This window comes from Komagataeibacter sucrofermentans DSM 15973 (assembly GCF_040581405.1).
Taxonomy (GTDB): Bacteria; Pseudomonadota; Alphaproteobacteria; order Acetobacterales; family Acetobacteraceae; genus Komagataeibacter; species Komagataeibacter sucrofermentans.
Genome location: NZ_CP137157.1, coordinates 1,404,910 through 1,431,775, shown reverse-complemented (window position 1 = coordinate 1,431,775; position 26,866 = coordinate 1,404,910). Strand labels below are relative to the sequence as shown.

General features: G+C 58.1%; 23 protein-coding genes and 4 riboswitches. Of the genes, 18 read left to right on the top strand and 5 right to left on the bottom strand.

All coding sequences use genetic code 11. The features are described 5' to 3' along the window. Positions 1-236: 236 nt before the first annotated feature. Positions 237-472: riboswitch (cobalamin riboswitch) on the bottom strand. Between the two features lie 153 nt (positions 473-625). Then, positions 626-2,920, bottom strand: coding sequence for a 5-methyltetrahydropteroyltriglutamate--homocysteine S-methyltransferase (gene metE / locus R5N89_RS07000; RefSeq protein ID WP_354680711.1), 2,295 nt, complete (start codon positions 2,918-2,920; stop codon positions 626-628). A 122-nt stretch (positions 2,921-3,042) separates the two neighbouring features. Then, a riboswitch (cobalamin riboswitch) is annotated at positions 3,043-3,246 on the bottom strand. Positions 3,247-3,312: 66 nt separating this feature from the next. On the opposite strand from metE, the gene R5N89_RS06995 reads away from it, so the two are divergent. Beyond that, positions 3,313-4,236 (top strand): metalloregulator ArsR/SmtB family transcription factor, encoded by a 924-nt coding sequence (locus R5N89_RS06995; RefSeq protein ID WP_110569862.1) that lies wholly within the window; start codon positions 3,313-3,315, stop codon positions 4,234-4,236. A 64-nt stretch (positions 4,237-4,300) separates the two neighbouring features. Here R5N89_RS06995 and R5N89_RS06990 read toward each other — a convergent pair whose 3' ends face one another. Further along, positions 4,301-4,795 carry a hypothetical protein gene (locus R5N89_RS06990; RefSeq protein WP_110569863.1) on the bottom strand — a complete coding sequence of 165 codons (495 nt, stop codon included), beginning with the start codon at positions 4,793-4,795 and terminating at the stop codon, positions 4,301-4,303. Between the two features lie 368 nt (positions 4,796-5,163). Beyond that, a riboswitch (cobalamin riboswitch) is annotated at positions 5,164-5,409 on the bottom strand. A 119-nt stretch (positions 5,410-5,528) separates the two neighbouring features. Then, positions 5,529-5,772: riboswitch (cobalamin riboswitch) on the top strand. A gap of 134 nt (positions 5,773-5,906) precedes the next feature. Between R5N89_RS06990 and R5N89_RS06985 the strand changes: the two genes are divergently transcribed. Continuing rightward, entirely contained in the window at positions 5,907-6,227 is a 321-nt protein-coding gene (locus R5N89_RS06985; protein WP_244192254.1) for a hypothetical protein, read from the top strand. 530 nt (positions 6,228-6,757) lie between these two features. Here R5N89_RS06985 and R5N89_RS06980 read toward each other — a convergent pair. Continuing rightward, positions 6,758-8,023: a histidine-type phosphatase gene (locus R5N89_RS06980; RefSeq protein WP_110569864.1), complete on the bottom strand. Its 1,266-nt coding sequence runs from the start codon at positions 8,021-8,023 to the stop codon at positions 6,758-6,760. A 128-nt stretch (positions 8,024-8,151) separates the two neighbouring features. Here R5N89_RS06980 and R5N89_RS06975 point away from each other — a divergent pair, with 128 nt between their 5' ends. The 12 genes from R5N89_RS06975 to fdhD all read left to right on the top strand — a co-directional run bounded on the left by R5N89_RS06975 (position 8,152) and on the right by fdhD (position 18,778). Then, positions 8,152-8,340, top strand: a complete 189-nt coding sequence (locus R5N89_RS06975) for a hypothetical protein (RefSeq protein WP_146220225.1) — start codon at positions 8,152-8,154, stop codon at positions 8,338-8,340. After that, positions 8,337-9,407 carry a nitronate monooxygenase family protein gene (locus R5N89_RS06970; RefSeq protein WP_279629368.1) on the top strand — a complete coding sequence of 357 codons (1,071 nt, stop codon included), beginning with the start codon at positions 8,337-8,339 and terminating at the stop codon, positions 9,405-9,407. Before R5N89_RS06975 ends, R5N89_RS06970 begins: the two co-directional genes overlap by 4 nt. 629 nt (positions 9,408-10,036) lie before the next feature. Next, positions 10,037-11,470 carry a cytochrome ubiquinol oxidase subunit I gene (locus R5N89_RS06965; RefSeq protein WP_110569866.1) on the top strand — a complete coding sequence of 478 codons (1,434 nt, stop codon included), beginning with the start codon at positions 10,037-10,039 and terminating at the stop codon, positions 11,468-11,470. A gap of 3 nt (positions 11,471-11,473) precedes the next feature. Continuing rightward, complete coding sequence (gene cydB, locus R5N89_RS06960) at positions 11,474-12,493, top strand: cytochrome d ubiquinol oxidase subunit II (protein ID WP_110569867.1); 1,020 nt, start codon at positions 11,474-11,476, stop codon at positions 12,491-12,493. Next, positions 12,480-12,629, top strand: a complete 150-nt coding sequence (locus tag R5N89_RS06955) for a DUF2474 domain-containing protein (protein WP_110569868.1) — start codon at positions 12,480-12,482, stop codon at positions 12,627-12,629. Before cydB ends, R5N89_RS06955 begins: the two co-directional genes overlap by 14 nt. A gap of 55 nt (positions 12,630-12,684) precedes the next feature. After that, positions 12,685-13,197 carry a nitrate reductase associated protein gene (locus R5N89_RS06950; RefSeq protein WP_110569869.1) on the top strand — a complete coding sequence of 171 codons (513 nt, stop codon included), beginning with the start codon at positions 12,685-12,687 and terminating at the stop codon, positions 13,195-13,197. Between the two features lie 18 nt (positions 13,198-13,215). After that, positions 13,216-15,519, top strand: a complete 2,304-nt coding sequence (locus R5N89_RS06945; RefSeq protein WP_110569870.1) for an FdhF/YdeP family oxidoreductase — start codon at positions 13,216-13,218, stop codon at positions 15,517-15,519. A 14-nt stretch (positions 15,520-15,533) separates the two neighbouring features. Further along, complete coding sequence (moaA, locus tag R5N89_RS06940; RefSeq protein WP_110569871.1) at positions 15,534-16,610, top strand: GTP 3',8-cyclase MoaA; 1,077 nt, start codon at positions 15,534-15,536, stop codon at positions 16,608-16,610. 45 nt (positions 16,611-16,655) lie between these two features. Continuing rightward, a complete protein-coding gene (locus tag R5N89_RS06935) occupies positions 16,656-17,285 on the top strand; it encodes an NTP transferase domain-containing protein (RefSeq protein ID WP_208624716.1) in 630 nt (209 codons plus the stop codon). Beyond that, the gene (locus tag R5N89_RS06930) at positions 17,273-17,515 is read left to right on the top strand and encodes a MoaD/ThiS family protein (protein WP_110569873.1); all 243 of its coding nucleotides are present in this window, start codon (positions 17,273-17,275) and stop codon (positions 17,513-17,515) included. Before R5N89_RS06935 ends, R5N89_RS06930 begins: the two co-directional genes overlap by 13 nt. Further along, positions 17,512-17,934 carry a molybdenum cofactor biosynthesis protein MoaE gene (locus R5N89_RS06925; protein ID WP_110569874.1) on the top strand — a complete coding sequence of 141 codons (423 nt, stop codon included), beginning with the start codon at positions 17,512-17,514 and terminating at the stop codon, positions 17,932-17,934. Before R5N89_RS06930 ends, R5N89_RS06925 begins: the two co-directional genes overlap by 4 nt. 40 nt (positions 17,935-17,974) lie before the next feature. Next, positions 17,975-18,778, top strand: a complete 804-nt coding sequence (gene fdhD, locus R5N89_RS06920; RefSeq protein WP_110569886.1) for a formate dehydrogenase accessory sulfurtransferase FdhD — start codon at positions 17,975-17,977, stop codon at positions 18,776-18,778. A gap of 431 nt (positions 18,779-19,209) precedes the next feature. Here fdhD and R5N89_RS06915 read toward each other — a convergent pair whose 3' ends face one another. Then, positions 19,210-20,079 (bottom strand): aliphatic sulfonate ABC transporter substrate-binding protein, encoded by an 870-nt coding sequence (locus R5N89_RS06915; RefSeq protein WP_244192255.1) that lies wholly within the window; start codon positions 20,077-20,079, stop codon positions 19,210-19,212. A 321-nt stretch (positions 20,080-20,400) separates the two neighbouring features. Here R5N89_RS06915 and R5N89_RS06910 point away from each other — a divergent pair, with 321 nt between their 5' ends. Continuing rightward, positions 20,401-21,186: an ABC transporter permease gene (locus tag R5N89_RS06910; protein WP_110569876.1), complete on the top strand. Its 786-nt coding sequence runs from the start codon at positions 20,401-20,403 to the stop codon at positions 21,184-21,186. After that, positions 21,183-21,935, top strand: a complete 753-nt coding sequence (locus tag R5N89_RS06905; RefSeq protein WP_110569877.1) for an ABC transporter ATP-binding protein — start codon at positions 21,183-21,185, stop codon at positions 21,933-21,935. The genes R5N89_RS06910 and R5N89_RS06905 overlap by 4 nt, the downstream gene beginning before the upstream one ends. A gap of 15 nt (positions 21,936-21,950) precedes the next feature. Here the strand turns inward: R5N89_RS06905 and R5N89_RS06900 are convergent, their stop codons facing one another. Continuing rightward, positions 21,951-22,937: an ABC transporter substrate-binding protein gene (locus tag R5N89_RS06900; protein ID WP_110569878.1), complete on the bottom strand. Its 987-nt coding sequence runs from the start codon at positions 22,935-22,937 to the stop codon at positions 21,951-21,953. Positions 22,938-23,185: 248 nt separating this feature from the next. On the opposite strand from R5N89_RS06900, the gene R5N89_RS06895 reads away from it, so the two are divergent. Together R5N89_RS06895 and R5N89_RS06890 are read left to right on the top strand one after the other, a co-directional pair. Then, positions 23,186-24,520: an NtaA/DmoA family FMN-dependent monooxygenase gene (locus tag R5N89_RS06895; protein WP_110569879.1), complete on the top strand. Its 1,335-nt coding sequence runs from the start codon at positions 23,186-23,188 to the stop codon at positions 24,518-24,520. Positions 24,521-24,573: 53 nt separating this feature from the next. Beyond that, entirely contained in the window at positions 24,574-26,844 is a 2,271-nt protein-coding gene (locus tag R5N89_RS06890) for a TonB-dependent receptor domain-containing protein (protein WP_244192256.1), read from the top strand. Positions 26,845-26,866 lie beyond the last annotated feature (22 nt).

Sequence of the window (26,866 nt, the reverse complement as noted above, 5' to 3'; positions counted from 1 at the left end):
TTATGCCGGGGCGCAGGGCGCCTATCCCGGCATTGTGGCCATGGCCCTGTAATGAATGGGAACATCGGCCTGGCGTGCTCAGGCCGTGCAGGCCCGATGGCGAAAACACGCCGGTCCTGATGGCTGGCTCATGGAATTGCGGGTATGGGCTTGTGGCCATCAGGCCGGGTCACAAAGCGACTGCGTTTCCCATACAGCATGGGAAATCTCCTGCCTTCGGTGCATCCCGCCCGACGACGTGGTTCACAGACGAAGGCAGGTCTCCTGGCTCGCGAGTCATGGCCTGCCGGTTCCCGCCTTCCCATTTCCTGCCGGAAACAGTGGCTCACCCGCAGGTGAACGAACCGGTGGCATACCGCATACAGTTGCGGGAGCAGCCGCTGACTGGCCCCCGGAACATGATGATCCGGCCGGGGCGTTACAGCGTTCCCTTTTAACCCGCTCGCGCGGGGCCATCGCCAATCAAGGGTCGTGCTGATTATGCGCGAAGCGAAGGCAACGCCCAATTCCCCTAAACGCGATGCCGGTGTGCACGCAGCGAAGGGCTGGCCGTGGGCAGGCAGGCCGGTTGCCCCCACCCGGCAGGGGCGGAGGCGTGTCATATGAAGGGAAGGGAGGGCGGAGGTCAGTCGCGCATGGTCCGCGCGGCAGCTACCATGTTCTCGATCGCGGGCCTGACTTCTTCCCATTTGCGGGTCTTGAGTCCGCAATCCGGGTTGACCCACAACTGATCGGCGCTCAGGCGTTCGGTCGCAAGTTTCAGGAGTTCAACCATCTCCTGCACGGTGGGGATGCGGGGGGAGTGGATGTCATACACGCCCGGCCCGATTTCCGCCGGGTAATGGTAATCGGCAAAGACTTCGAGCAGTTCCATCCTGGAGCGCGCCGTCTCGATGGAAATGACATCTGCATCCATCGCCGCAATGGCGGCAATGATGTCGTTGAACTCCGAGTAGCACATGTGGGTATGGATCTGGGTTGCATCTGCCACGCCCCATGCCGCGATGCGGAAGCTTTCCACAGCCCAGTCAAGGTAATGCTGCCAATCCCGATGGCGCAGCGGCAGGCCTTCGCGCAGGGCTGCCTCATCAATCTGGATGATCGCCGCCCCGGCTTTTTCCAGATCGACAACCTCATCGCGAATGGCAAAGGCGATCTGGCGGCAGGTGACGTTGCGGGGCTGGTCATCCCGCACGAAAGACCAGTTCAGGATCGTGACCGGCCCGGTCAGCATGCCCTTCATGGGGCGGCTGGTCAGTGACTGCGCATACCGCCACCATTCGACTGTCATGGGTTTGGGGCGCGATACATCACCATAAATGATGGGTGGGCGGACATAACGGGAGCCATAGGACTGAACCCATGCATGCCTGGTGAATGCAAAGCCTGCCAACTGTTCGCCAAAATACTGGACCATGTCATTGCGCTCGAACTCGCCATGGACCAGCACATCAAGCGCGACCTCCTCCTGCCATTTCACAACCCGGGCGGTCTGTTCGCGCAGGAAGGTATTATAGGCCTCGGTCGAAAGCGCGCCCCGGGCATGCGCTGCGCGCGCCTTGCGGATTTCCGGGGTCTGGGGAAAGGAACCGATCGTGGTGGTGGGGTAGGCGGGAAGGCGCAGTCTGGCCTGCTGGCGCGGGCGGCGCTGGCTGAAAGGCGATGCCCGACGGGCGAGCGTTGCGTCCGCCTTTGCCGCGCGTGCCTGAACGGCCGGGTTATTGATCCGTGGCGATGTGCGACGGGAAGCCACGGCAGCGCTGGAGGCATCGAGCACCTGCCGCACGCTGTCGCGCCCGTTATTCAGCGCCCTGGCGAGGACGGCCAGTTCAGCAACCTTCTGCACCGCGAACGCCAGCCACGAACGGATGTCGGCATCAAGTTCGGTTTCGCGCTCAAGGTCGATCGGCGTATGCAGCAGGGAGCACGACGGCGCAAGAATGACCTTGCGACCGGCTGCAACGATGGGTTCCACCCGGTCAAGGATGGCGTTCAGGTCCGCTTTCCACACATTGCGTCCATCCAGCACACCCAGTGACAGCACAAGGTCCGGCCGTGCTCCGGCCACAACATCCGCAAGCTGCTCGGGCGCGCGGACCAGGTCAACATGAAGGCCGTGGACAGGCAGGCCCAGCGCAGTTGCCAGATTATCGCCCAGCGCACCGAAATAGGTCGTCAGCATGAAGCGGATGGCAGGAACATCACGGATCAGTTCGGCATAGGCGCGGGCATAGGCGTCATCGGCCCCGTCGGGCAGGTCCAGCACCAGGCATGGCTCGTCGATCTGCACCCATGTGGCGCCCGCCGCCGCAAGCGTATTGAGTACTTCCACATAAACCGGCAACAGGCGTGGCAGCAGGGTCAGGACATTGAACGCCCCGCCACGGGCCTTGCCCAGCAACAGGTAGCTGACAGGCCCGAGCAGGACCGGGCGGGTGTCGATGCCAAGCTTCCGGGCTTCGAGGTATTCGTCCACGATCTTGCCTGAGGCGAGGCGGAATGTCTGGTCGGGCGTGAATTCCGGTACCAGGTAATGGTAATTGGTATCAAACCACTTGGTCATTTCCGCCGCTGGTGCGCCAGCGCAGTTGCATGTGTCATGCTGGTGGCCATTGCCGCGTGCCATGGCGAAATAGGTCGTGATATCGACCTTGTCCCCATCCCATTCGTAAATGGCAGGCACCGCGCCAACCATGGCGGTCGTGTCGAGCACATGATCGTAAAGCGAAAAGTCGTTTGACGGAATGATATCCGCGCCCAGATCGCGCTGGCGCGCCCACGCGGCAGCACGCAGGTCGCGCGCGGTGGCCAGCAGGGTAGCGGCATCGCTTTTACCGGACCAGTAGTTTTCAAGAGCGATTTTCAGCTCGCGGCGCGCCCCGATCCGCGGGAAGCCGAGGGTGGCGACAGAAACAGTCATGATAGCCTCAAACTCAGGTTGGGCGAGGCTAACAGGGCAGGTGCCACGCATCATCCACACGAACACGGCAGCAGGCCAGGTCCAGCACGGCAGGGTAGCGACCCGCCCGGACACCCCGCCGGAGGATTTTATGCGGCCATGGCAGGTCTCCTGGCTTGCGGGTCGACACAATGGGCCTGCCTTCCCGGAATGTGGATACATTCCAGTGGCCTGAACGGACCATCACTCGCCGCTTACAGTTGCGGGGGCAGCACCGGCTTATACCGGTTTCCCTCTTAGCTACACGCCAAAAACCCGGGTGCAGAACCATGACAGGGTGAGAGTAGAAAGAGATTTCATCAGTCTGTCAATTATTATTGTCTATATGCGAATTTCGTTATATAGATATTTTCATGCAAACGCCGGTCATTATCTTTCAGGCCCTGGCCGACCAGACGCGCCTGCGTATCCTTGCGCTATTGCGGAATATGGAATTGTCCGTGGGGGAGATTGCCCAGGTGCTGGGGCAGAGCCAGCCGCGGGTTTCCCGGCATATCAAAACGTTGGTGCAGGCAGGACTCATAGCCCGGCGCAAGGAAGGAAACTGGGTGTTTCTGACCCTTGACCATAAAACCGAAATGGCGCCCGTTTACGATGCCGTGGCCAGTTGGCCGTCGGGCAGCGATCCTGAAATCATGGCTGACTCCGAACGGCTCAGGGCGGTGCGTTCAGTCCGGGCGGCAGCCGCTGAGGAATATTTCGAAACCCATGCCGTCGAATGGGATGCCATCCGTTCATTGCATGTGTCGGAGCAGGACGTGGAAAGCGCAATACGCCGCATAGTCGGCAAGGGCGTAATCCATCATCTGGTCGATATCGGTACCGGCACAGGTCGCATGATCGAACTGCTGGCGCCCCAGGCGCAACTGATCACCGGGTTTGACAGAAGTCCTGCCATGCTGCGCGTGGCCCGGACCAATCTGGCAGCCGCCGGGCTGGAACGGGCGGCATTGCGACAGGGGGATATCTATTCCCTGCCACAGGCGAGCGGAAGTGTTGATCTGGCGGTGATGCACCAGGTTCTTCATTACGTGCAGCATCCAGCCGCCGCAATTGCCGAGGCCGCAAGGATTCTGTCTCCCGATGGCCGATTACTGGTCGTGGATTTCGCGCAACATGGCCGCACCGAACTGCGGGACCTGAACGCACATCTTCATCTGGGTTTCAATGATAGCCAGATGCGGAACTGGTTTGCCGAAGCAGGCCTGACGTGTACGGAAACGACCTATCTCGAAGGGGAACTGACAGTTGGGCTCTGGAGTGGTGGCCGTTTCTGATGTGACCCTTACGAAGCACATTTAATGACCCGGGCATGCGTAAAATACTGCCCGGGGGCAGGCCTTATGCGGTTGAACCCGGCAAACCATAGAGGTGCATGGCGGCATCACGCGCGCCGATAGTCCATTGCGCGGAAATATAGGCTTGCAGCAAAGTCATTGGCGCTTCTGGCTCGTGGAAGTCTGATATTGCGCAAGCTGCATCGACATGGGCCAGAGCCTCCAGCAGCAGGGGCGAGAAGAGTTCCTCCAGATAGTCGCCCCGATCCCGTAAAACGATCGGCAGTCCGCTGACTGGCGGGGCTATATGCAGGAATGTGGAAAACCCATCTGCACGGATCGCTTCTTCAGGGTTGGGAACGCAAACGGGCGTGCCAGCGACCGCTTTCAGCACGTCCTCGCGACGGGGTGCGCATTCCATAAGGCGGGACATGGAAATTGATCGGCGGCGCCGACGCTGCTGTATCAGAATGAATTCGGGCGATGGAACGGGAGACGTCATCTTTTTGACCATTGCAAACGGACATGGACTTAATTGGGAGGCAATGCATTCACGCATTGCGTCATAACCGGATTACCGCGTTCAGCTGGAAGCCAATGGACTGGTACGTGTGCGCAACTGCAAGCCATGGGATTGTTCGGGACAGATGGGCGCAAGTGTGTGTATCGCGCCGACGGGATCTGTTTCGTACATGGTTGCCATCAACTTTTCCGCTTTGGCTTTGACGAAAAAGCGATAATCGGCAGTAGAGCACACTGACTACCTGCTGCATTATGACGGCATTATAGAAGTTTTTTTGTTATATATCCGGCATGCATCCGAAAACGGAAAAATGTTTCGGATATGATGCCGCAATTGCGGTGGCACCAATCTGCGGATGGACAGGTCACTGACGTTCTCCTGCTACCGGTCGGTCCCGCCCGGTTGGCCTGATTTGCGACGATGGCAGGTTTCCTGGCTTGCGGGTCATGGCAGCATGGTCCTGTCTTCCCGCCTGCTTTCTTGCACGCAGTGACTCACCTGATTCTCATCAGATGACCGGATCCAGCTACATACCGCCTACAGTTGCGGGCGCAGCCACCGACTGGCTCCCGGATCATCACAGACCCCGCCAGAGCATACGGCGTTCCCTATTAATCCGCTTGCACGGCACCATCGACTTGATAGTCGGATGGACTATGCGACAGGTTACAGGACTTATGCAATACAGATTTTTGAGCGATCCGAAAGGCATGGTGGCCATCACCCTGGCGGGAAGCTGCCAGACTTGCACTACAGTCAGCCATACGTCAGACTGCGCTACCTCAAAGGCCCCGTGCGAACGGGTTAATAGGGAACGCCGTGCGTTCCGGCAGGGCTGATCGGAGCCCGGGAACAAGTCGTCGACTGCCCCCGCAACTGTGAGCGGAGAGAGAGCGGATCGTGCGTCCTGATTGAAACAGGACCGGTCACTGGCCTGGGGAACAGGCTGGGAAGATGGAACCGCTGTCATTGACCCGCAAGTCAGGAGACCTGCCTTTGTGATCCAGCCAGTTCTGTCGGGCGGGGTGCCCGGTAGACGGAGTATCGATCATGTCATCTGTTTCACACGCTGCCCTGATCTCTTCGCGTTTCGCAACCTGACTCCCGTTTTTCTGTCAGCCTATAAAAATTCACAAGGTGACGACACATGCTGCGGATGAAATTCCGCAAAATGCGTTTAGCGGGAGACTGGACAATGAGATCATATACTATCGGCGATCAGCACATGGCGGGCAGTCGGTCCTATTTCGGATCGGAAACCCTGACCCCTTTCCAAAAGCAGGCAATCCTGTCTTTGCCGGAGGATGGCGGCTACGGAACCTTGCTGAATGAAGGAAGTGTGCGCGCATCCCTCGTATTGATGGGGTTTGTTGCAGGTGGCTGTTCCGCGCGCTGGGGTATGGAGCGCGCCCGCCTGACAGCCAGTGGCCAGAAATTGCGCCGAAAACTGGCCGGGAAATGTTTATAGCGCCCAAAAATATACTTTTTGAGGATGATTTCTATAAAAATCATCCTATGGGAATATAAAATATGTATTCACCATTTGGTCCATAAACCTGCAGAGATAAGAATTATGGCTATAAGTCGAACAATATTTGGAACAGTAATAAACTGGGAGTACAATTTTTTCCTCTCCTGACTTATGCGCGCATCTTTATCAATTCCAGAAATCTTTTGCTTTAACCGGCCATATCTCCAGACAATCTACGACCGACTTTTCAGGAGCTTGGTAAGGTTTCCACCTGCTCGTGTTCGCCGATATATACCCAAAAATATGCACTACGCTATACAAGAAAGCAATGTCAAATTCTTTATGTGCAGGCAATGGTTTACGGCTTGACCTCAGGAATGTCCGCCTTACGGGGCGTCACGTCGGCGGCATTTATCGAGAAGAAAGGGGAGGGGATCGCATGGCAGTGTGTGAAGGACACGCTTGCCGTCTGCTTATCCCTTCAGGTCCTGCTCACTCCCCGTCGGCATTGAAAAATCAGCTTCATTTCAGTTGCCGGTTTTAAAGCGGTCGTTAAAAATCCGTGTGAAATTGTCCATCGTGCAACGATCATCCTGTTCATGATGACACGCCTGCAGCGTCAGTATGTCGGGCTTTATCGCCACGAACTGTTCCATGCGCAGTGCATCCAATGCCTGATGAAATATGACGACCCTTACCTGACGCTGCCCGTTCGGCATGCGCCACGTCTCGAACCCCAGCGTGGTGTCGGGACCGGTTGGGTCTGGCATATCCGCAAACGACCAGTTCAGGCCAAAAATCGCTGCCAGCATGTCCAGTGTGCTGTCATGCCCGGCAAACAGGATAACTGGCGTGGTGGCAGCGATCATGTCGCCATTGGGTTCGCGCACGGCCTTGCCTGTCACCAGATCCATGATCATGCCAGCCAGAATATGACCCCGTGGGAACGCCACGGCAGGCAGGCGACGGAGAAGCTGGCTGGCATAGGTATGGGCGGGCTGCAAGGTATCAATGGCATGGCGCATGGCGGGATGTCCCCAGCCGATATGCGCGCACGGCATGCCCTGCGCATATTCCAGCAGCATGTTTTCTGCCACCTCGGCAGATTGTGACAGGCCGCCAGACAGGTGCGGCGCATTGTTGGACCATACAGCCCGGTCCGGCGCGGTATAGCAGGGCAGGCCGGAGGTGCATCCGGCAGGCTGGATTATGGCCTGAGCCATTTCCTGCGCCAGACGTACGCTGGGGGGGCGTGTGTTCCTGTCCCGCGCCAGTGCGGTTGACAGGTCGGTCATGATAGCTTGCCGCAAGGTGGAACTGGCCTGTCCGGGCAGGTCGTTGAAAACCGGGTCATGCACGCCAGGCGGCAGGCTACCGGGCGTGACGGGGCAACCCGGTATCATGGCATGACCCATGATGTCACCGGTCTGCAGCGTGCGCCGGTCGGCCGCATCAGACCAGACCGCCAGTTCCCCGGCCCTGCATCCCTGCGCGGGCAGCACGCCCGCCTCCCGATAATACTGCCCCAACGCCATCCCCATCAGCGACAGGTCACGCTGGCCGTGTTCGGTCAGTTCACCTGGTGCCACCGGCCATGCCTGCCATTGCCGGTGCGTTCGGGCATCCAGTTCCGCAATGGGGTGGGTGGGGCTGCGTATGCCGTGCCGGGCGATCAGCACCACGCGCTCCAGCACGGGACTGGAAGCCTGTGGTGGCAATGATGCCGCCTGCGCGACTGTAGTGTGCAACATGATGTACGATATGGCGACAAGGCAGCGAAACAGATGGCGCATCTGGGCATATAATCCAGGATAGAGGAGGCCTGTGCCTTTATGACACAGGCAGGCTGGCTCCCAAAAAGGACATTATACGCTTTGATCAGGCAAATGGGTTTGTTTCTGACATTGGGGGCATGCAGAGTATGGCCGTCGTGCAAGATGCGGCCTCTTTTTTCGTGCCATCGCGGCATGGCTTGCCGGACCAGAACTTCATGGCGCATGAAGCCGGGCTGGGAAAAAGGCGTGATGATATGGTTTTGAATACCGGAATCAACGCTATGGACTACAATCAGGACAGGAAGATAACCGGCTCGCGCGATGGGAAACGATGATGAACTGGCCTGAACAGCTAGGCCTTACAATTCCATTGGTGCAGGCGCCGATGGCAGGCGTGTCCACTCCGGCCCTTGCCGCTGCGGTGTCTCAGGCCGGGGCGCTTGGTTCAGTCGGAGTAGGGGCTGCCAGCGCCACCGCCGCGCGTGAGATGATCTGCCAGATACGACAGCAGACGACCGCTCCCTTCAACGTTAACCTGTTCGCGCACAAGACGCCGGAAATCGACCCTGTCCGCAACAAAGCATGGCTGGATTGGCTGAAACCGCTGTTTACCGAGTTCAGTGCGGTTCCGCCAGCCGAACTGCATCCCATTTACCGAAGCTTCAATGATGATCCGGACATGCTCGATATGCTTTTGCATATGAAGCCGCCGGTCGTCAGTTTCCATTTCGGGCTTCCTTCGCCTGAGACGGTTTCGGCCCTGAAGGCAACAGGCGCTGTTTTGCTGGCAACAGTAACCAGCCTGGACGAAGCCCGCGCCGCCGAGACCGCAGGAATGGATGCGATTGTAGCGCAGGGGATCGAGGCGGGCGGCCATCGTGGCATTTTCGATCCCGCGGGTCACGACGATGCTCTGGGAACATTTGCCCTGACCCGCCTCCTTGTGCGCCAATGCCGCATTCCGGTGATTGCCGCGGGCGGGATCATGGATGGAGCAGGCATGGCGGCTGCCCTTGGCCTGGGGGCCGTCGCGGCACAGATGGGCACGGCTTTCATTCTCTGCCCGGAGACAGGCGCGGATGAAGATTACCGAACGGCTTTGGCAGGGCCTGCCGCGTTTCATACACGCATGACCGACCTCATTTCAGGACGGCCGGCGCGCTGTCTTCAAAACCGGTTTACGAGCCTGAATGACAGTGTCGGTATTCCACCGGCTCCCGATTATCCCATTACTTATGATGCGGGGAAAACACTCAACAAAGCTGCCAGAAACTGTGGTGAAAGTGGTTTTGGTGCTTATTGGGCCGGTCAGGGCGCCCCTATGGCGCGGGCCATGCCAGTAGATCAGCTTATGGGCAAACTGAAGGAAGAACTGCAAGAGGCACGCTGTCTTCTGGCATAATGGCTTCTCGCGGCTCAGCATCGGCAGCCTGCTCATTCCAATCCTCCATAGAGAACTGGCATGACATCAGGATCATGCCGTAAAGTGGTCTGACCCTGATCGATCGACGGAACACCGAACGCGGACGTGGCGAAAAAAGTCGCGTGCGGGCACTCACTCTTCCGGAAGTTCGGATCGGAACAAAACCGCCAGATGATGTCTTGATGCTATCAAACAGGCTTTCGTATTCAATTTCATCTGCTCAGGGATGCAGACATAACAGGTCTTTGGATCAGGCCTGCCTAACCCACATTATATCCAGAATGAATAATCAGGTCGCGGGAGGAGACTGCCTCCTGCCTGAAAACAGGGGATATCCGCCAAATATCGCGTGATCGGTTATCAATATTTCTGATTGTCTATATTTTGATATAACCATACATCTCCTATAAATGATGCGATCATAAGCACTGCTTATGATCTTATGTATAATGCCTCTTGGACGTCATATGCCTGATTGATCTACTACCATTTCCACGACACCGCAGCACAATACCAGCCTTTCAGGCCGGTACAATGCCTGCGGGACCACTATGCCGAGAAGTTATTTCTATTTTCTATTTCTCTCGCATAAGTTTTGGAAAGTATCGATGCAGTACGCACATGACCCCGCACTCCTTCTGGCGCGCTTTCAGTTCGCCTTTACCGTAGGCGTTCATATCATCTTTCCGGCCTTCTCCATCGGGCTGGCGGCCTATCTGGCCGTGCTGGAAGGGCTGTGGCTCAAGACCGGACGGCCCGTATTCCTTGACCTTTACCGATACTGGATCAAGGTGTTCTCCATCGTCTTTGGCATGGGCGTCGTGTCGGGACTGGTCATGTCGTATGAATTTGGCACCAACTGGTCGATCTTTTCCAAAAAGGCCGGGCCGATTACCGGCGTGCTGCTGTCCTATGAAGTCATGACCGCCTTTTTCCTTGAGGCAGGCTTCCTCGGCGTCATGCTGTTCGGCATGAACAAGGTGGGGCGCAAACTGCATTTTGCCGCCACATGCTGCGTATCGGTCGGCACCCTGATTTCCATGACATGGATCCTGTCCTCCAATTCATGGATGCAGACGCCGCGCGGCTACACCATAGACCCGGTCACCGGGCGCTTCATGCCAGCTGACTGGCTGGCCATCATCTTCAACCCGTCCTTTCCGTTCCGCCTGGTGCATATGGGTCTGGCGGCTTTCCTGTCGGTTGCCTTCATCGTGGGGGCCACGGGGGCGTGGCATATGCTGAAGGCCCGCAAGGCCGGGAAGTTTTCCAGCGAGCCGGTACGGGTCATGTTCTCCATGGCCATGTGGATGGCGGCGATCGTGGCCCCGCTGCAGATCCTTGCAGGCGACGCGCATGGGCTTAACACGCTCAAATACCAGCCCGCCAAGATCGCCGCGATGGAAGGGGACTGGGTCTCGGAAGATCATGCGCCCGAACTGCTGTTCGGCATTCCCAACATGAAGACCGAACACACGGATTATGCCGTGAAACTGCCGCTGGCCGGGTCGCTGATCCTGACACACAGCCTGAACGGCAAGGTACCGGGCATGAAGGACTTTCCGCGTGACCAGCGGCCGCCTTCGCCAGTCATCTTCTTCTCCTTCCGCATCATGGTCGCACTTGGCATGCTGATGATGCTGGTGGGACTGTGGTCTTTGTGGCTGCGGCGCAACAGCACCCTGTTCACCAACCCGGTCTTCCACCGTGTCGCACTCTGCATGGCGCCTGCGGGCTTCCTGGCCCTGCTGTGCGGCTGGATCACGACGGAAGTCGGCCGCCAGCCATGGACCGTCTATGGCCTGCTGCGCACGTCTGACAGCGTATCGCCGGTTGCCCTGTCCTCCATGGCGTTTTCAATGACGGCGTTCGTGGTGGTCTATGTGCTCGTGTTTGGCTCCGGCCTGGGCATTCTGGTCCGTATGCTGGGCCGTGCGCCGCAGGAAGGTGAGCACGATACCCCGCCCTCCCTCGCGACCGAGATTCTGGCAGCCCGCATGCATCCGGGCGTGATTGATCCCTCTACTGGCAAAGGAGCCTGAGGCATGATGGACTTCGCATACTGGCTCCCCATAATCTGGGCCGTGATTCTGGTGGCCGCCATTTCGATCTATGTGGTGCTTGATGGCTTTGACCTTGGCATCGGGATGCTGTTCGCGCTTGAACGCCACCCGGACCGCCGGGATGTGATGGTCAACACCATCGCCCCCGTATGGGATGGCAACGAGACGTGGATGGTGCTGGGCGGGGCCGTGCTGTACGGCGTCTTTCCCGGTGCCTACGCCACCCTGCTGCCAGCCTTCTACCTGCCGATCGTGCTGATGCTGCTGGCACTGATCTTTCGCGGCGTGGCGTTTGAATTCCGTGTCATGACACGCGGCACGGGCAGGGAAGGGATGTGGAATGCCGGTTTCATGGCTGGCTCTGCCATCGCCGCCTTCTGTCAGGGCACGATCCTCGGTGGCGTGGTGCAGGGCATCAAGGTTGTGGATGGCGCCTTTGCCGGTGGCCCGCTCGACTGGCTCACGCCGTTCAGCATCCTGTGTGGCCTGTCGGTCATGTGCGGTTATGCCCTGCTAGGGGCGACGTGGCTGATCTGGCGCACCACCGGCGTGCTGGAGGCATCATGCCGCCGCTGGGCCGCCCGGCTGGCCGTGGGCCTGTTCATCGGCATCGTGGCGGTCAGCCTGTGGACGCCGCTGCTGCACGCACCCTACCTGCGCCGCTGGACCGACTGGCCCAACATCGCATTCGTCGCCCCCGTGCCGGTTCTGGTTGTCGTGCTGGGCAGGCTGTTTGTCATGGGGCTGCGCCGGGGGCACTCGAAGGGGCCATTCCTGTGCGCGCTGGGCTGGTTCTTCCTGTGCCTGTCCGGTCTGGGCATTACGGTGTGGCCCTATGCCGTGCCGCCGGGCCTGACGCTGTGGGATGTATCATCCCCACCATCGAGCCAGTTCTTCCAGTTGATTGGCACCGCCATCCTGCTGCCGATCATCCTGACCTACACGATCTATTCCTACCACGTCTTTCGCGGAAAGGTGACGGAAACCGATGGGTACCACTGAGATCGTCCGGGGCAATGGCGATGACGCACCCTCGCGCACCGGCGTGCGGATTGCATGGTTCGTTGCGATCTGGTCGCTGAGCACCAGCGTGTTTTTCGGGGCGGCGTCGCTGCTGCACCTGATTGTTCCCAAATAAACCGGGCGGCATGGCTGCCCGACATTTCCCTCCCTCCAATACGGGATCTGGTCCAATGCTTTTTGACTTTGAACGTGACTTCGCGGGCTCCCTGCGGTGCATTCCCATGATCGCGCGGCAGAAGCTCGACATCGTCGGCATCAAACTGAGCCTGCGCCAGTGGAGCCGGTTTACGCGCGAGGAAAGGGGCAAGCTTACCGACCTGCCGTGCGAAACCGTGCCCGAACAGGCCACCTACCGCGAACTGGTCGCCCACCTGATCGCAACCCGCAGCGACGAGCCGCTGCGCCCGCTCGCTGTGCGCGGACTGGAAGACTGGCGCGAAGAAGGCCGGATGCCCGAGGCAGTCAAAATACAGGCACAGGCTGATGGCATAGCGCCGCCTACGGCCACGCAATGGGCTGCCCTGCTGCCGCTCCAGCGATTTGCTTTGGTTAAGCTGGCCCGCTCGAAGCATGAAAACGAAAATTTCGTGCCAGCGATGCTGGAGTTTGGCCTGCTGCATGATGTGGGTTCTGCCCCCGGTGCCGCAGCCATATCGCACGCCCACGCCCGCCAGCCCAACTGAAGGAAGAGGGTCAAGATCATGAGCAACGAAAAAACACCCGAATACAAACCCTATCATCATCCGGCAGGCGGGTGGGGTGCGGCCGGGGCGACCGCAAAAGTGCTGATGGAACAGAGCGTGCTGGTCAAGGGATCACGCGGGCTGCTGGCCATGAACCAGCCCGGCGGTTTCAAATGCCCCAGTTGCGCATTCCCTGACCCCGATCATCGCAAGACGCTTGAGTTCTGTGAAAACGGGGCCAAGGCACTGGCGCATGAAGCGACAAAGGGGCGTGTGACACGCGAGTTCTTTGAAAAATACACCGTCACCGAACTGATGCAGAAAAGCGATTACTGGCTGGAAATGCAGGGCCGCCTGACCGAGCCGATGCGTTACGATGCCCAAAGTGATCGCTACGTGCCAGTGGCGTGGGATGACGCATTTGCCCTGATCGGCAAGCACCTGCGCGCCCTCGACAGCCCGCATCAGGCCGAGTTCTATACATCGGGCCGCACGGCGAACGAGACCGCGTTCCTCTATTCAATCTTCGTACGCGAATTCGGCACCAACAATTTCCCCGACTGCTCGAACATGTGCCACGAGCCGACCAGCCGTGGCCTGGCACCTGCCATCGGCATTGGCAAGGGCACGATCGTCATGGGCGATTTCGAGCATGCCGAGGCGATCTTTGTCATAGGGCAGAATACGGGCACCAATTCGCCGCGCATGATGACCAACCTGGTTGAAGCCCGCAAACGCGGCGTGCCGATCGTGCTGATCAACCCGATGCCGGAGCGTGCGCTGATCCGCTTTACCGAGCCGCAGGATGTGCTGCAGATGGGCACGTTCGGCTCGACCCCGATTTCCAGCGAATTTGTGCATGTGCGCATCGGTGGTGACCTGGCCATATTCAAAGGCATGATGAAGGCGCTGTTTGAGGCCGAAGCACGTGGCGAAAAGGTGCTGGACCTTGACTTCATCCATGAACACACCGCCGGGCTGGACGCCCTGCGTGATGATGCCATGGGCTGTAGCTGGGACGAGATTACCCGCATCTCGGGCATAACCGAGGCACAGATCCGCAAAATTGCGGATATCTACATGAAGTCCAATGCCACGATCATCTGTTACGGCATGGGGCTGACGCAGCATCAGGAAGGATCCCGCCTGATCCAGCAGGTCGCCAACCTGCTTCTGCTGCGCGGCAATTTTGGCAAGCCGGGCGCCGGTATCGCGCCGATCCGTGGGCATTCCAACGTGCAGGGCGACCGCACGGTGGGCATTGATGAAAAACCGACCGAGGCCTATCTGGACCGCGTGCGCGATGTGTTCGGGTTTGAACCGCCACGCGAACACGGCCACCACGTTCTGGAAGCGGTCGAGGCCATGGAAGCGGGCACCGCAAAGGTGTTCTTCGGCATGGGGGGCAATTTCATCCGCGCCGTGCCCGATACGGAGCGCTCCTACGCCGCCATGCGCAACCTCAACCTCACGGTTGGCGTGGCCACGAAACTGAACCGGGGGCATCTGGTGCATGGCAGGGACGCGCTGATCCTGCCGGTTGTCGCCCGCTCGGAAATCATCCGCACGCAGGCTGGCGAGCAGTTCGTGACCATTGAGGATGCGATGTCAAACGTGACGGCATCGCGCGGCGTGTTCGAACCCGTAACCGAACACGTATTGCCGGAAACAGAAATCGTCTGCCGCATGGCCATGGCAACACTGCCCAACTCCCGCACGCCCTGGGCGGAGTACATGGTCGATTATACCCTGATCCGGGACAGGATTGCCGCGGTCTATCCTGAAATCTATGCTGATTTTTCCGAGAAGATCAAAGATCCGCATGGTTTTCACCTCGATATCCCGCCCCGTCGCCGGGTATGGAAGACGCCCAATGGCAAGGCGAATTTCCTTGTGCTGCCGGGGCTGGAAGTCAACGTGCCGGTGAAGGATGCGGCCATGCTGCGCCTGGCCACCATCCGTTCGCATGACCAGTACAATACGACCATCTACAGCAACAGCGACCGCTATCGTGGGGTGTACAATACCCGCCTTGTCGTGTTCATGAACAAGGACGATATGGCCGAACGTGGCCTGTCGAATGGGGACGTGATCGGGCTGGAAACCTATAGCGATGACGGGATCAGGCGCTATGTCGATGGGCTGAACGTGCTCGACTACCCCATGCCGCGTGGCGCCATTGCCGGATACTACCCCGAGTTGAACCCGCTGCTGCCGCTCGACTATTTTGACGAGATCAGCGGAACGCCCGCAGCCAAATCCATCCCGGTAAAAGTGGTGGAAAGTGTTGCATCCGCCCCGCCAATCCGGATTGCAGGCTGACAGGGCAGGCGGCCATGGATGACGCTCAGAACAGCCGCGCGGTCCGTTCCGCGCCGCCTGTTGACCGGCTTGGCCGCCCGCTGCGCGACCTGCGCATTTCGGTCATGGACCGCTGCAACTTCCGGTGCCCCTACTGCATGCCCGAAGCCACCTATCACGAGGGCTTCCGGTTTCTGGGACCAAAGGAACGGCTGGATTTTGACGAAATCGAACGGGTCGCGCGCATGGCTGCCGAACTGGGCGTGACCAAAATACGGCTGACCGGCGGGGAACCTCTCCTGCGGGCCGGCCTGCCTGATCTGGTGCAGCGCCTGAGCTCCCTGCCGGGCATTGAGGATGTCGCACTGACAACCAATGGCGTCCTGCTGCCCCGTTTTGCACCAGCACTCCGGCAGGCGGGGCTGCGGCGCGTGACAGTCAGCCTCGATAGTCTTGACCCCGCCGTTTTTGCCCATATGAGCGGCGGCAGGGGAGACCTGTCCGCCGTGCTGAAGGGCATCGATGCTGCATGTGCCGCAGGCTTTGAGGGCGGCGTCAAGATCAACACCGTGGTCCAGCGGGGCGTGAATGACGCGGGCGTGCCTGATATTCTGGCACGCTTCCGGCATACCGGCGTGACGGTCCGGCTTATCGAATATATGGACGTGGGCAATCGCAACGGGTGGGACCGTGCCGATGTCGTGCCCTCCAGCGAACTGCGCGCCCGCATCGCGGCACGCTGGCCCCTTGAGCCGCTGCCGCCCCGCTATCGCGGCGAGGTGGCCCGTCGTTATCGCTATGTGGATGGGGCAGGGGAGATCGGGTTCGTCTCATCCGTCAGCGCGCCATTCTGTGGGGCGTGCTCGCGTGCACGCCTGTCTTCTGATGGGAAGCTCTACACCTGCCTTTTCGCCACAGCAGGCACGGACCTGCGCCCGCTCCTGCGTGGGAATGACGATATTGATGAACGGCTGCGGGCAACCCTCTCACGGGTGTGGCGCCACCGGAGCGATCGCTACAGTGAGGAGCGCACGCACCCGCCCGCATTATCGGGAGGCGGGGAAAAGGCGTCCGCGCCGGAAAAAATCGAAATGCATTATATCGGGGGATAACGTGGATTTTCTGTGCACACCCCAATATTTACCGGGGCACGAGCCATGACAGCGTTCCTGTATGGGCTGGTGCTGGCCGGCGGCGAAAGTCGGCGCATGGGGCACGACAAGGCGGCGCTGCCTTATGGTGGTCGCCCGCAGCTTGCCCGCGCTTTTGACCTCGTGGCGCGGCATGTAAAGCGTTGTTTTGTCTCGATACGTCCCGATCAGCAGTTTGACCCGCTCCGGGCGTCCTATCCCTGCATTGTGGACAGGCGGGAGACAAAGGACATGCTCGGGGGCGGGCCAATGGTCGGCGTGCTGTCCGCTCATATCGCTTACCCGGATGTGGCGTGGCTTGTCGTCGCCTGCGACCTGCCAATGCTGGATGATACGACGCTTGCCACCCTTGCACATGAACGCAATGCGGATCAGGCCGCCACGGCTTATGTGAGTGAAAGCGACGGACTGCCTGAGCCGCTCTGCACGATATGGGAGCCGGCGACACTGGCCGCCCTGAACAGGCAGGCGGCGGACCAGAAAATTCGGCCGCGCCAGATGCTCGGCGGTTCTGCGGTTCGCCTCCTTGAAGTAAAAAAACCAGGTGCACTGGAAAATGTAAATGCACCTGATGAACGCAACCGGGTGTTGCAACGCCTCGGATGTTCTGAACAGGACCTAAAATGCTCACTATAGAGTTGCAGTATTTCGCCCAGCTTCAGGATGAAGCCGGACGGGCGCACGAAATACGACAGACCCCGGCCCCTACGGCAGCCATATTGTATGATGAACTCCGTGACGCCTATGGTTTTGCGCTTGAACCGGCCCGCATGCGGGTCGCGATCAATTCGGCATTCGCGCCATGGGATCAGCCGCTCCGCGAAGGCGATCACGTCGCCTTCATTCCGCCGGTGACAGGCGGATGAGCGACTTCATCATGGCGGAAACGCCGGTGGACATCAGCGCCCTGCGCAAGGGGCTCGTTATTCCTGAAGCGGGCGGGTTCTGTTCCTTTGAAGGGTGGGTCAGGCAGACGAATGAAGGTCGCGCCGTTTCCGGCATTGACTATAGTGCGTTCGTGCCACTGGCGCTGACGGAAGGGCAGGCGATCGTGCAGGAGGCCAAACAGCGTTTTGCCATCTGCCGTGCGACCGCCATGCACCGGACGGGCTACCTGCCCATAGGTGAAACGGCAGTGTGGATTGGCGTCTCCGCAGCACATCGCGATGCGGCTTTTGGCGCCTGTCGTTACATTATTGATGAGATCAAGCAGCGCGTCCCGATCTGGAAACATGAACATTATGCAAGCGGCGAGGCCGGATGGGTGCCGTGCCACACCCTCTGACCATTGAACAATGCCCCCCTTGATGCCTGAGGCTACCGTGATGTCTGCTCTCTTTTACCCGCTGGATGTGAGTTCCCTGTCTCGCCCGTATGAGAAATTCAGCCTGAATGTGGCAGAAGAAGTGCCGGTCAGTCTCCTGTTCAACGGGATTTTTCCGTATGGCACGATGATGATGACGCCTGCAGACCTGAAAGATTTCGCCTATGGGTATTGTATAACCGAACAGATCGTCGGCTCGGTTGCAGAGATCCGTTCAGTGAACATTGCAGAAGCGGATGATGGGCTGATCCTTGATATTTCCATAAAGGGCAGGGCGCTGACGCAACTCATGCGCCGTAATGCCCGCCTGCAGACCGGCCATTCAAGCTGTGGCATATGCGGCAGCGAGACCGTGCCGGAACATGATGCGGTCGCAGCCGCCCCGTTGGGGGAAGGGCCGCGCCTGTCGGTGGCAGCAATACGCAATGCGTTACATGAACTGCGCAAGTGGCAGACGCTGAATGCAGCAACACGCATGGTGCACGCAGCCGCGTGGGCAGACCATAATGGCAATATCCACGTGATCCGGGAGGACGTGGGGCGGCACAATGCGCTCGATAAACTGATCGGTGCGCGGGCTTGCAACCCGGAAGTTTTCCATGAGGGTTTCTGTCTACTGACAAGCCGGTATTCATTCGAGATGGCGCTCAAGACCGTGCGGGCAGGTATTGCCGTCGTGGTTGCAATTTCCGCCCCGACCTACCGCGCGTTCCGGACGGCTGAAACAATGAACCAGACCCTGATCGCCATTGCCCGTCAGGATGAACAGACGCTGTTCTGTGGCGGAACGCGTCTTGTCATATAGCATTACCCGGACCGAAAAATAAAAATACCGTACGTGTTACGGAAGAAGAGCCTAGCGTTTTTATTGTCGGCTGGAGAGCAATTTGTTCAGCACTCAGGCTGCGATATCAGGATTATTCTGATCTGCATGGAAAACGCATTCGGCTTCCGCGGAAGGCCTGTAGCCGACAGGTGCGAGCAGGAATCGGTGATTGTATTAATCCACCCAATGGAGTGTTTCCCCCTGCCGCCCGAACAGCCAGGCTTGCCACCAATCCATGACAGGCCACCGATATGCTCGGGTAATCGATCAATGCCCTACCACAGGACGCACGCTGCACTCACGGAACTCAGGCGAATAACGCGATGTTTTCTGCTTCTCTACCATGGGCTTCATCCTCCGGGAGTTTTACTCTCCGGTAAACCCGGGGCAGTTCAGTGTCTGATCCCTGCTCATGGTTTCAGGATATCCTTGTCAAATGCCTCGGACAGCGGCGCGGAGGGCTGGATGAGACCAGCGTTGCGGTAAGTATCGAGCGTGATTAGCTCCGCCTGTTCCACGGCATCGCTGATCGGGACTGGCGAGGCGATCAGTTGCCGGGCGACAGAGACCGCAACATCCTCAGGCAGCCCGGTCTGCTGCGCAAGAATATGGGCATACTGCGCCTGATGCGCCTGCCCCCATGCATAGGCCAGGGCAACCCGTTGGTAAAACGTAGCCAGCAGCCGACGTTTTTGGGCCAGCGCGGCCGTGGTTGCGACGAAAAAACTGTTATTTGGCGTCAGGCCGGCCGCGTCAACGACGATATGGCCTTTGTGTCCGATCGTTTCCAGCGCGATGTAGGGTTCCCAGGTGGACCAGGCGTCGACGCGGCCTGTATCCAGCGCCGCTTTTGCCTGGGCCGGTTGCAGGAAAACGATCTGCGGGGCCGGGGCGGGAATGCCGCCGGTTGCGATCAGCCTGAGCAGGAGCAGGTGACCAATCGAACCGCGCCCGGTGGCGATCCGTTTGCCCGAAAGCTGTGCGGGGGATGTGATGGTCGATCCGGGCGCGACGACGATGGCGGTGGCATGGCCGCCACCACGGGGCGGGATCAGATACGCGGCTTTAACCGGCATGCCCGCACCCCATGCGAAGAAAAAAGGGCCATCACCAGCAATGCCGGTGTCAACCGCCCCGGCCCCGAGGGCCTGGAGAAGGGGAGATGCGGCCTCGAACTCGACCCAGCGTACCCTGAAGGGAAGATCCTGCTCCACGCCAGCCGCTTCCATGAGAGCCCGCTGCTGTCCTTTCTGGTCGGCGACAACCAGTTCATCCGGCACGTCGGCGGCAAGGCCGGGCAGGGGATGAAGCAGGGCTGCAAACAGCAGAAACAGGGAACAGACAAAGCACCGGGGCTGGGGATGACGCATGCGGCAGGCAGCTTTCATGGCGGAAGACCTGCCTTAAACCAGCATCGAGTTCCCGGTAATACAATTAAATCACGCAAAACTGTGGCATGAATATAAATCACCAGACGGATAATCGTGAAATATGGGAGAACGGACTGGAGAAGAATAACCCACGGAGTCCTTATGTCCGAGACCATCCTCCGGACGCCGGTCCGCGCCGTTCGTCCGTCTTCATCCTCCCGATCGCGGGGCATGATACAGTTGCCCGGCTGGCGTCATTTCTCACGCTTCCTATCGCCGGTACTGCTGGTGATTTTCTGGCAGGTGGGCTGTTCAACAGGACTCCTCTCGACACGGCTGGTGGCATCTCCAGGGCAGATTATCGCCACGGGCTGGTCACTGGCGCATGACGGCACGCTGTTCTCCAACCTCGGTGTTTCCCTTATGCGGGCCGTGTCGGGCCTTGCCATTGCGGTTGTCGCCGGGGTGAGTCTGGCGCTGATCGCGGGATTGTCCCGTATCGGCGAGGACATTGTGGACGCGCCATTGCAGATCATGCGCACGCTGCCAGTTCTGGCGCTGGTGCCGCTGTTCATTCTCTGGTTCGGGATCGGGGAGACACCGAAGATCCTGCTGGTCGCTCTGGGCTCGACATTCCCGATCTACCTGAACCTGCACAAGGGCATCCGGTCGATTGACCCGAAGCTGCTGGAAATGGCGCGAACGCTCGGGCTTTCGCGTGGGCAGACGGTGCGCGATGTCATTTTGCCCGGCGCGTTGCCTGATCTGCTGACCGGCGTGCGTTTCGCTGTCGGGATTTCGTGGCTGATGCTGGTGGTGGCGGAGCAGATCAACGCTGATAGCGGGATCGGACATATGATGATGGATGCACAGGATTTTTTGCGCACCGACATCATTCTCGTCGGGCTGTTTGTCTATGGGCTGCTGGGTCTGGGCTCCGATCAGCTTGTTCGCACCCTGGAGCATCATTTTCTTGCGTGGCGCCCGGTGCAGCGCGGCAAAGGGCAGCCGGCATGAACCCGCGCGTGCAGTCTGCACCCCAGACGCGGCCCTTGCCCCGGGAAGGGGCTGCCGTATGCGTGCAGGGTCTGACGCGGCGTTTTGGCAAGGGACCGCCGGTACTGAACCATCTCGATCTGACGATTGCGCCGGGAGAGTTCGTTGCTCTTCTTGGCCGCAGCGGTTCCGGAAAATCGACGCTGCTGCGCACGTTGTCCGGGCTGGACCCGGTGAACGAGGGCCATGTGTCCTGCCCGCAAGATGTGGCGGTCGTGTTTCAGGAAAGCCGGCTGCTGCCGTGGAAGCGGGTCTGGAAAAACATAGTTCTGGGTCAGGCTGGTGGCGATGCGGGCCGCCGCAGGGCAGAGGCAGTTCTGCAAGAAGTCGGGCTGTCTCACCGGATCGACGCCTGGCCGATGACACTGTCCGGGGGCGAGGCACAACGGGCGGCGCTGGCACGCGCGCTTGTGCGGGAGCCTGAATTTCTTATGCTGGATGAGCCTTTTGCGGCGCTGGATGCACTCACGCGCCTGAAAATGCAGCAACTGGTGGCGGGACTATGGACGCGGCATGGCTGCGCTGTGCTGCTGGTGACGCATGATGTTGATGAGGCGCTTCTTCTGGCAGATCGCGCGGTGGTGCTGGATGCCGGGCGTATCCGCACGGATATTGCCATTGAGCCTGATCGGCCGCGTCATCATGCGGATCCTCGTTTTGCCCGCCTGCGCTCCGTGCTTCTGGATGCGCTCGGGGTTCATGACGACTGAACGCGGTCCGTTGCCCTATGCCGGTAGCAGCGGGTTCAGGACATTGGAAAATACCTTTCCGATATTCACATTATGTGGACTCAGCCCTGCTTTTTCAAAGACCTGCGCGACGGATTCCGCACCTTTGATGTCACTGTCAACCCATGCGCGCGGATGATAGGGGCGGTTCTGGTTTTCAAGATAATTCAGAACGTCCCTTTCCGGCACCTGGATGACCGGTGAAACGATCTTCGCCCAGCGCGGCTTGTCGGCGGCGAGAATGGCATAGGCCTTGCCAAGGCGATGAATATAATCCGCGGCAGCATGACGGAAGGCGTCGTCGCCAAGTCGCAACGGGTTTGCCCCGATGAAGTAATGACCGGAGAGAATATCAGCGGCGCTTGCAAGAATGCGGGCCGAATGATCGGCCTGAAGCATCTGAATGGCGTAGCCATAGGTTGCCCAGGCATCAAGGCTGCCAGCGCGCATGGCGGTCAACCCCTGGCTCATGTTCAGTGCTACCGGCGTAATGTCGGAAAAACGCATGCCGGATTGTTCAAGTAGTCGGATAAGGAAGTAATGCGCGGTTGTTGAGCGAATATATCCGACACGTTTTCCGCGTAGATCTTTTATCGACTTCGTGTCGGAGGATATGGGCACCAGCAGCGCCTGGTCGGTCGTGGGGCCATCCATTGTCGCGATGACCGAAACGCGGGCGCTGGACGCTGCGATGAATACGAGTGGAATTTCACTCCATCCCCCAAGATCCACTGCGTTGGCACTGATGGCCTGCGCGATGAGATTGCCCGAATTGAACTCGCTGAATGTCACCTGATAGGGGAAATCATTGAGCCCGAGGGCGGGAAGCAGTGTCGAGTCCATGCCCCGGAAGCTGGCGACACGGAGCGTTACCGCAGAAAGATCAGCGGCACGGCTGCGCTGCCCGGTCAGGGCAAGCCCCAGCATACTGGTCGCGGCCAGGGAAAACCGGCGCCGGGAAAACGATGTATCGAAGATCGACATGGAGGCCTCCGTAGAAACTGGAAATTCCTGTCATGCTGGCATGATCGGTCTGCTGTCTGTTCATAAAAATCAGTCATGTCATGTATAACCAAGTGTTTACGATCTGACGTGAACCGTGAAATGCGGGTCATACATAATATTTAATTCATTAAATAAATTAACGATGCACTTTTGTATTATTTTATCGTCAATAAAAAACAGGATGTATATCGTGAAACAAGATTAATTATTCACCAAGGAACCATTAAATGACATCTCGCATCGGTCGCCCGCGTGAGCATCTGGTATTGGGCGCGTATCTGGGTGGTGGCGGTACAAACGGGGATGCCTGGCGCCTGCCTGAGGCAGATGTAGATGCTGATATCAATTTTGAACGATACAGTCATTATGTCCACATTCTCGAGCGTGGCAAATTCGACAGTATCTTTCTCTATGATAATGTATTGCCAGTACCCAACCCTGAAGTACTGGAGTATCGCCCCGGCTTTCCGCGGTGGGATACGTTCACGCTGCTGGCTGCACTCGCGGTTGTAACAAAACGGATTGGCCTGATCGGCACCGCCAGTACCACATTCAACGAGCCTTATAACATTGCCCGCAAAGTTCTCTCGCTTGATCACCTGAGTAACGGCCGGGCAGGCTGGAATGTTGTTACGGCAACGGGGGGAGGCGAAAACTTCAACCTGCCCGAGCATGTCGGCCATGCCGAACGTTACAGGCGCGCACATGAGTTTTATGATGTCGTGACGGGACTGTGGCATAGTGTCGAGCCTGATGCGATCGTACGCAATAAGGTAACCGGGCAGTGGCTTGATCCTGCCAAGGTCCATCCGCTCAATCATAAGGGTGAATTCTATGCCGTGCAGGGGCCGCTCAATGCGCCGCCCCGTATCGCGCAGGCTGGCCAGCCGGTCATTGCCCAGGCCGGTTCATCCGATGATGGCAAGGAACTGGCCGCCCGCATCGGGGAAGTGATCTATACAGCGGAATATGACCGTGAACACGCCTTGGCGTTCCGTAATGAACTGATCGAGCGTGCGCAGAAATACGGTCGCGGGGCCGCCAATCTGCGTGTATTGCCAGGCCTGGCGCCGATTGTTGGTAAAACGCGTGAGGATGCGCAAAGAAAATTCGAACGCTACCTTTCCTATCTCGATCATGGCGCAACACTGAATGGCCTGGCCAACTACGCCAGCCTTGGCATTGACCTGGCAAACTGGCCCAAGGGCAAGCCTGTTACCCTGCCGGACAATCTGGCGCAGACCAATTCACACAAAAGCCGGCAGAGCCTGATTGCGAGATGGATCAGGGAACGGCAGGCCACGACGGATGACATCCTGCGCTTCTTTATTGCCGGCGGTCATCGCCTGATTGTGGGGAGTGCGACCGATATTGCCGATCATATACAGGACTGGTTCGAGGCTGGGGCAGTAGACGGTTTTAACATCATGTTCACATCCGCGCCGACCGGCATGGAGGACTTTGTCGATCTGGTCGTGCCTGAACTGCAGCGCCGTGGCCTGTTCAAAAAAGATTATGCCAGTCCGTATCTGCGCACCAACCTTGGGCTGCCCACAGTATAAAAACCATTTCTGTTCATGGCTATTTGCCCGGCATTAGCCATTAAGGATTTCTTATGTATTATCGCCCCCTGCGCGCTGCTGCGCCTGCTTTTTCGCATTTTTCTTTCATGGTTATCCTGTCATGCTCAACACTGATCCATGGAAAGGCGTGGGCGGATGAACCCGTACATAATCTCCCTGCAGGAAAGACCGGATCTGACAGGAACCATACCGGCCACATGGCGCATGAGCATGAGCATGAGCATGAGCATGAGCATGAAGCTCAGGCGGGAATGACTGCCGCATCCAGCGAAAAGATCATGGTGCATCATCATCGTTCGGGCAAGGTTGAAGCGGCATGGAACAATCTGAAGAAAATACCGGGTGGTACGAGTATTATTGATTCAAAAGACACGGCAAAGCGTAGTAACGCAACGAATGCGGATATCTTCAAATTTCAGCCCGGCCTGTTTGCCCAGGCTGTGTGCGGCGGTGATGACCTGCGTATTTCAGTACGCGGCTCTGGTGTGCAGGATGGTCTGTCAGCAACACGTTATGGGATTAATTTCTTCTTTGATGGCCTGCCGCTGACAACAACAGCCGGTGCCGTTAATGAATTGCAGGAACCGCTGGGTGTACAGTATACCGAAGTATTGCGTGGCGGCAACGCAATCGATATGGGCAGCACACTGCTTGGCGGGGCCATCAACTATGTGTCCAAGACGGGCCATGATGCCGATCGCTATCATGCCCGCGTAGAGGCGGGCAGTTTTGGTTACGTCAAGGAACAGCTGAGTTCAGGCGGGGTTTACGGCAAGGCTGACTATTACCTCAGCGTGACCAATGCCTATCGTGGGGGGTACCAGCAAAACACAAAAACATCCAGCTTTGGTGTCAATTTCAATTTTGGTTACAAATTCAACGATCATGTGGATACGCGCCTGTTCGTTCGCTATCGTCAGACGGATGAAGGGTATCCGGGCTACCTGACCCGTAGCCAGATTGCGCAGGACCCTACGCAGGCCCAGAAAGGTTACGGCAACACCAGCACTAATGGCTATGGTACGCACACGCTTGAACCTGGCAGCTATTTTGTAGGCGACAAGACAAATATCCATTTTAACGATGGTTCAAAATTCACGCTTGGATTTGATTACCAGAATACCCCGATGGATCATCGCCTGCAGTTTACCCGCCTTCAGTATGGTATCCAGAACGCATCCGGCATGCTGGACTATACCCGGTCTGATACGTTGTTCGGCCGTAAAAGTGATACGCATGTAGGGGTTTACACCACAGCGATCCTTAGCCTGTGGGAAACGCAGAAAGTCAAGGATCTTGCTCATTATGCAAGCTATGGTGCGCATGTAGGCCAGCTTATCTCACACGATACTTTTGGTGGGAGCACCACGACTTTTCATATAAGTAATAATTACGAAATTTTTCATAACTTCTGGCTGACAACGGCAGGTGCGCTTACCTATGCGCCGCGACAGATCGCTGTAACCTATCCAACGTATTCTGATCTCCACACCCAATCCCTCTATTTTCAGCCCCGGGCGGGTTTTCGATATGTCGTCAATCCTCACATCCAGTTTTATGGCAATGTAACAAGAGGTGAGGAACCACAGACAATATGGCGCTACCTCACGGGGCCACTCTATACTTCCGGCCTTGCAAAAGGACAGAATGCAGGTGGAACCAATATCAAGCCTTCGACCTCAACTACATTTGAAGTAGGCACGGAAGGCAACTGGCGCGGCACGGACTGGAGCCTCACCTATTATCATAGCGCGATACGGAATGAGCTGCTGTCAGTGATGACCCCGGAATCACAGCTTTACAATGAAGTGCTGAATGCAAATGCATCGCCAACCACGCATCAGGGCGTTGAATTCTCAACACATTCCGTACTATATCAGTGGGCTGGCGGGGTTGTTTCCCTGCGGCAGGCCTATACCTATCAGGACTTTCGATTCAATAATGATCCGACATTCGGGCATAATAAACTTCCCGGAATTCCCTCTCATTTCTATCAGGGTCAATTGCACCTTGATATGAAAAACGGGTTCTATATTGCTGCGGATGCACAGGTCTCTTCTTCTGTTGAAGCATCATATGATAACACGTATAGAGCGGCGCCCTATCATATCTATAATTTCCAGATGGGCTATCAATGGCCAGGCAAACACCGCATGATATATGTTGACCTGCACAACCTTGCCAATAAGCATTACGCCACTGCAGTCATTCCATCCTATCAGGCTGCGGGTAAGGAAGTAGCCGCCATGTTGCCTGGTGATGGGCTGAGTGTCTTTGCCGGGATTGATATTGGTTTCAATTGATATCAGACATGAAATAATATAG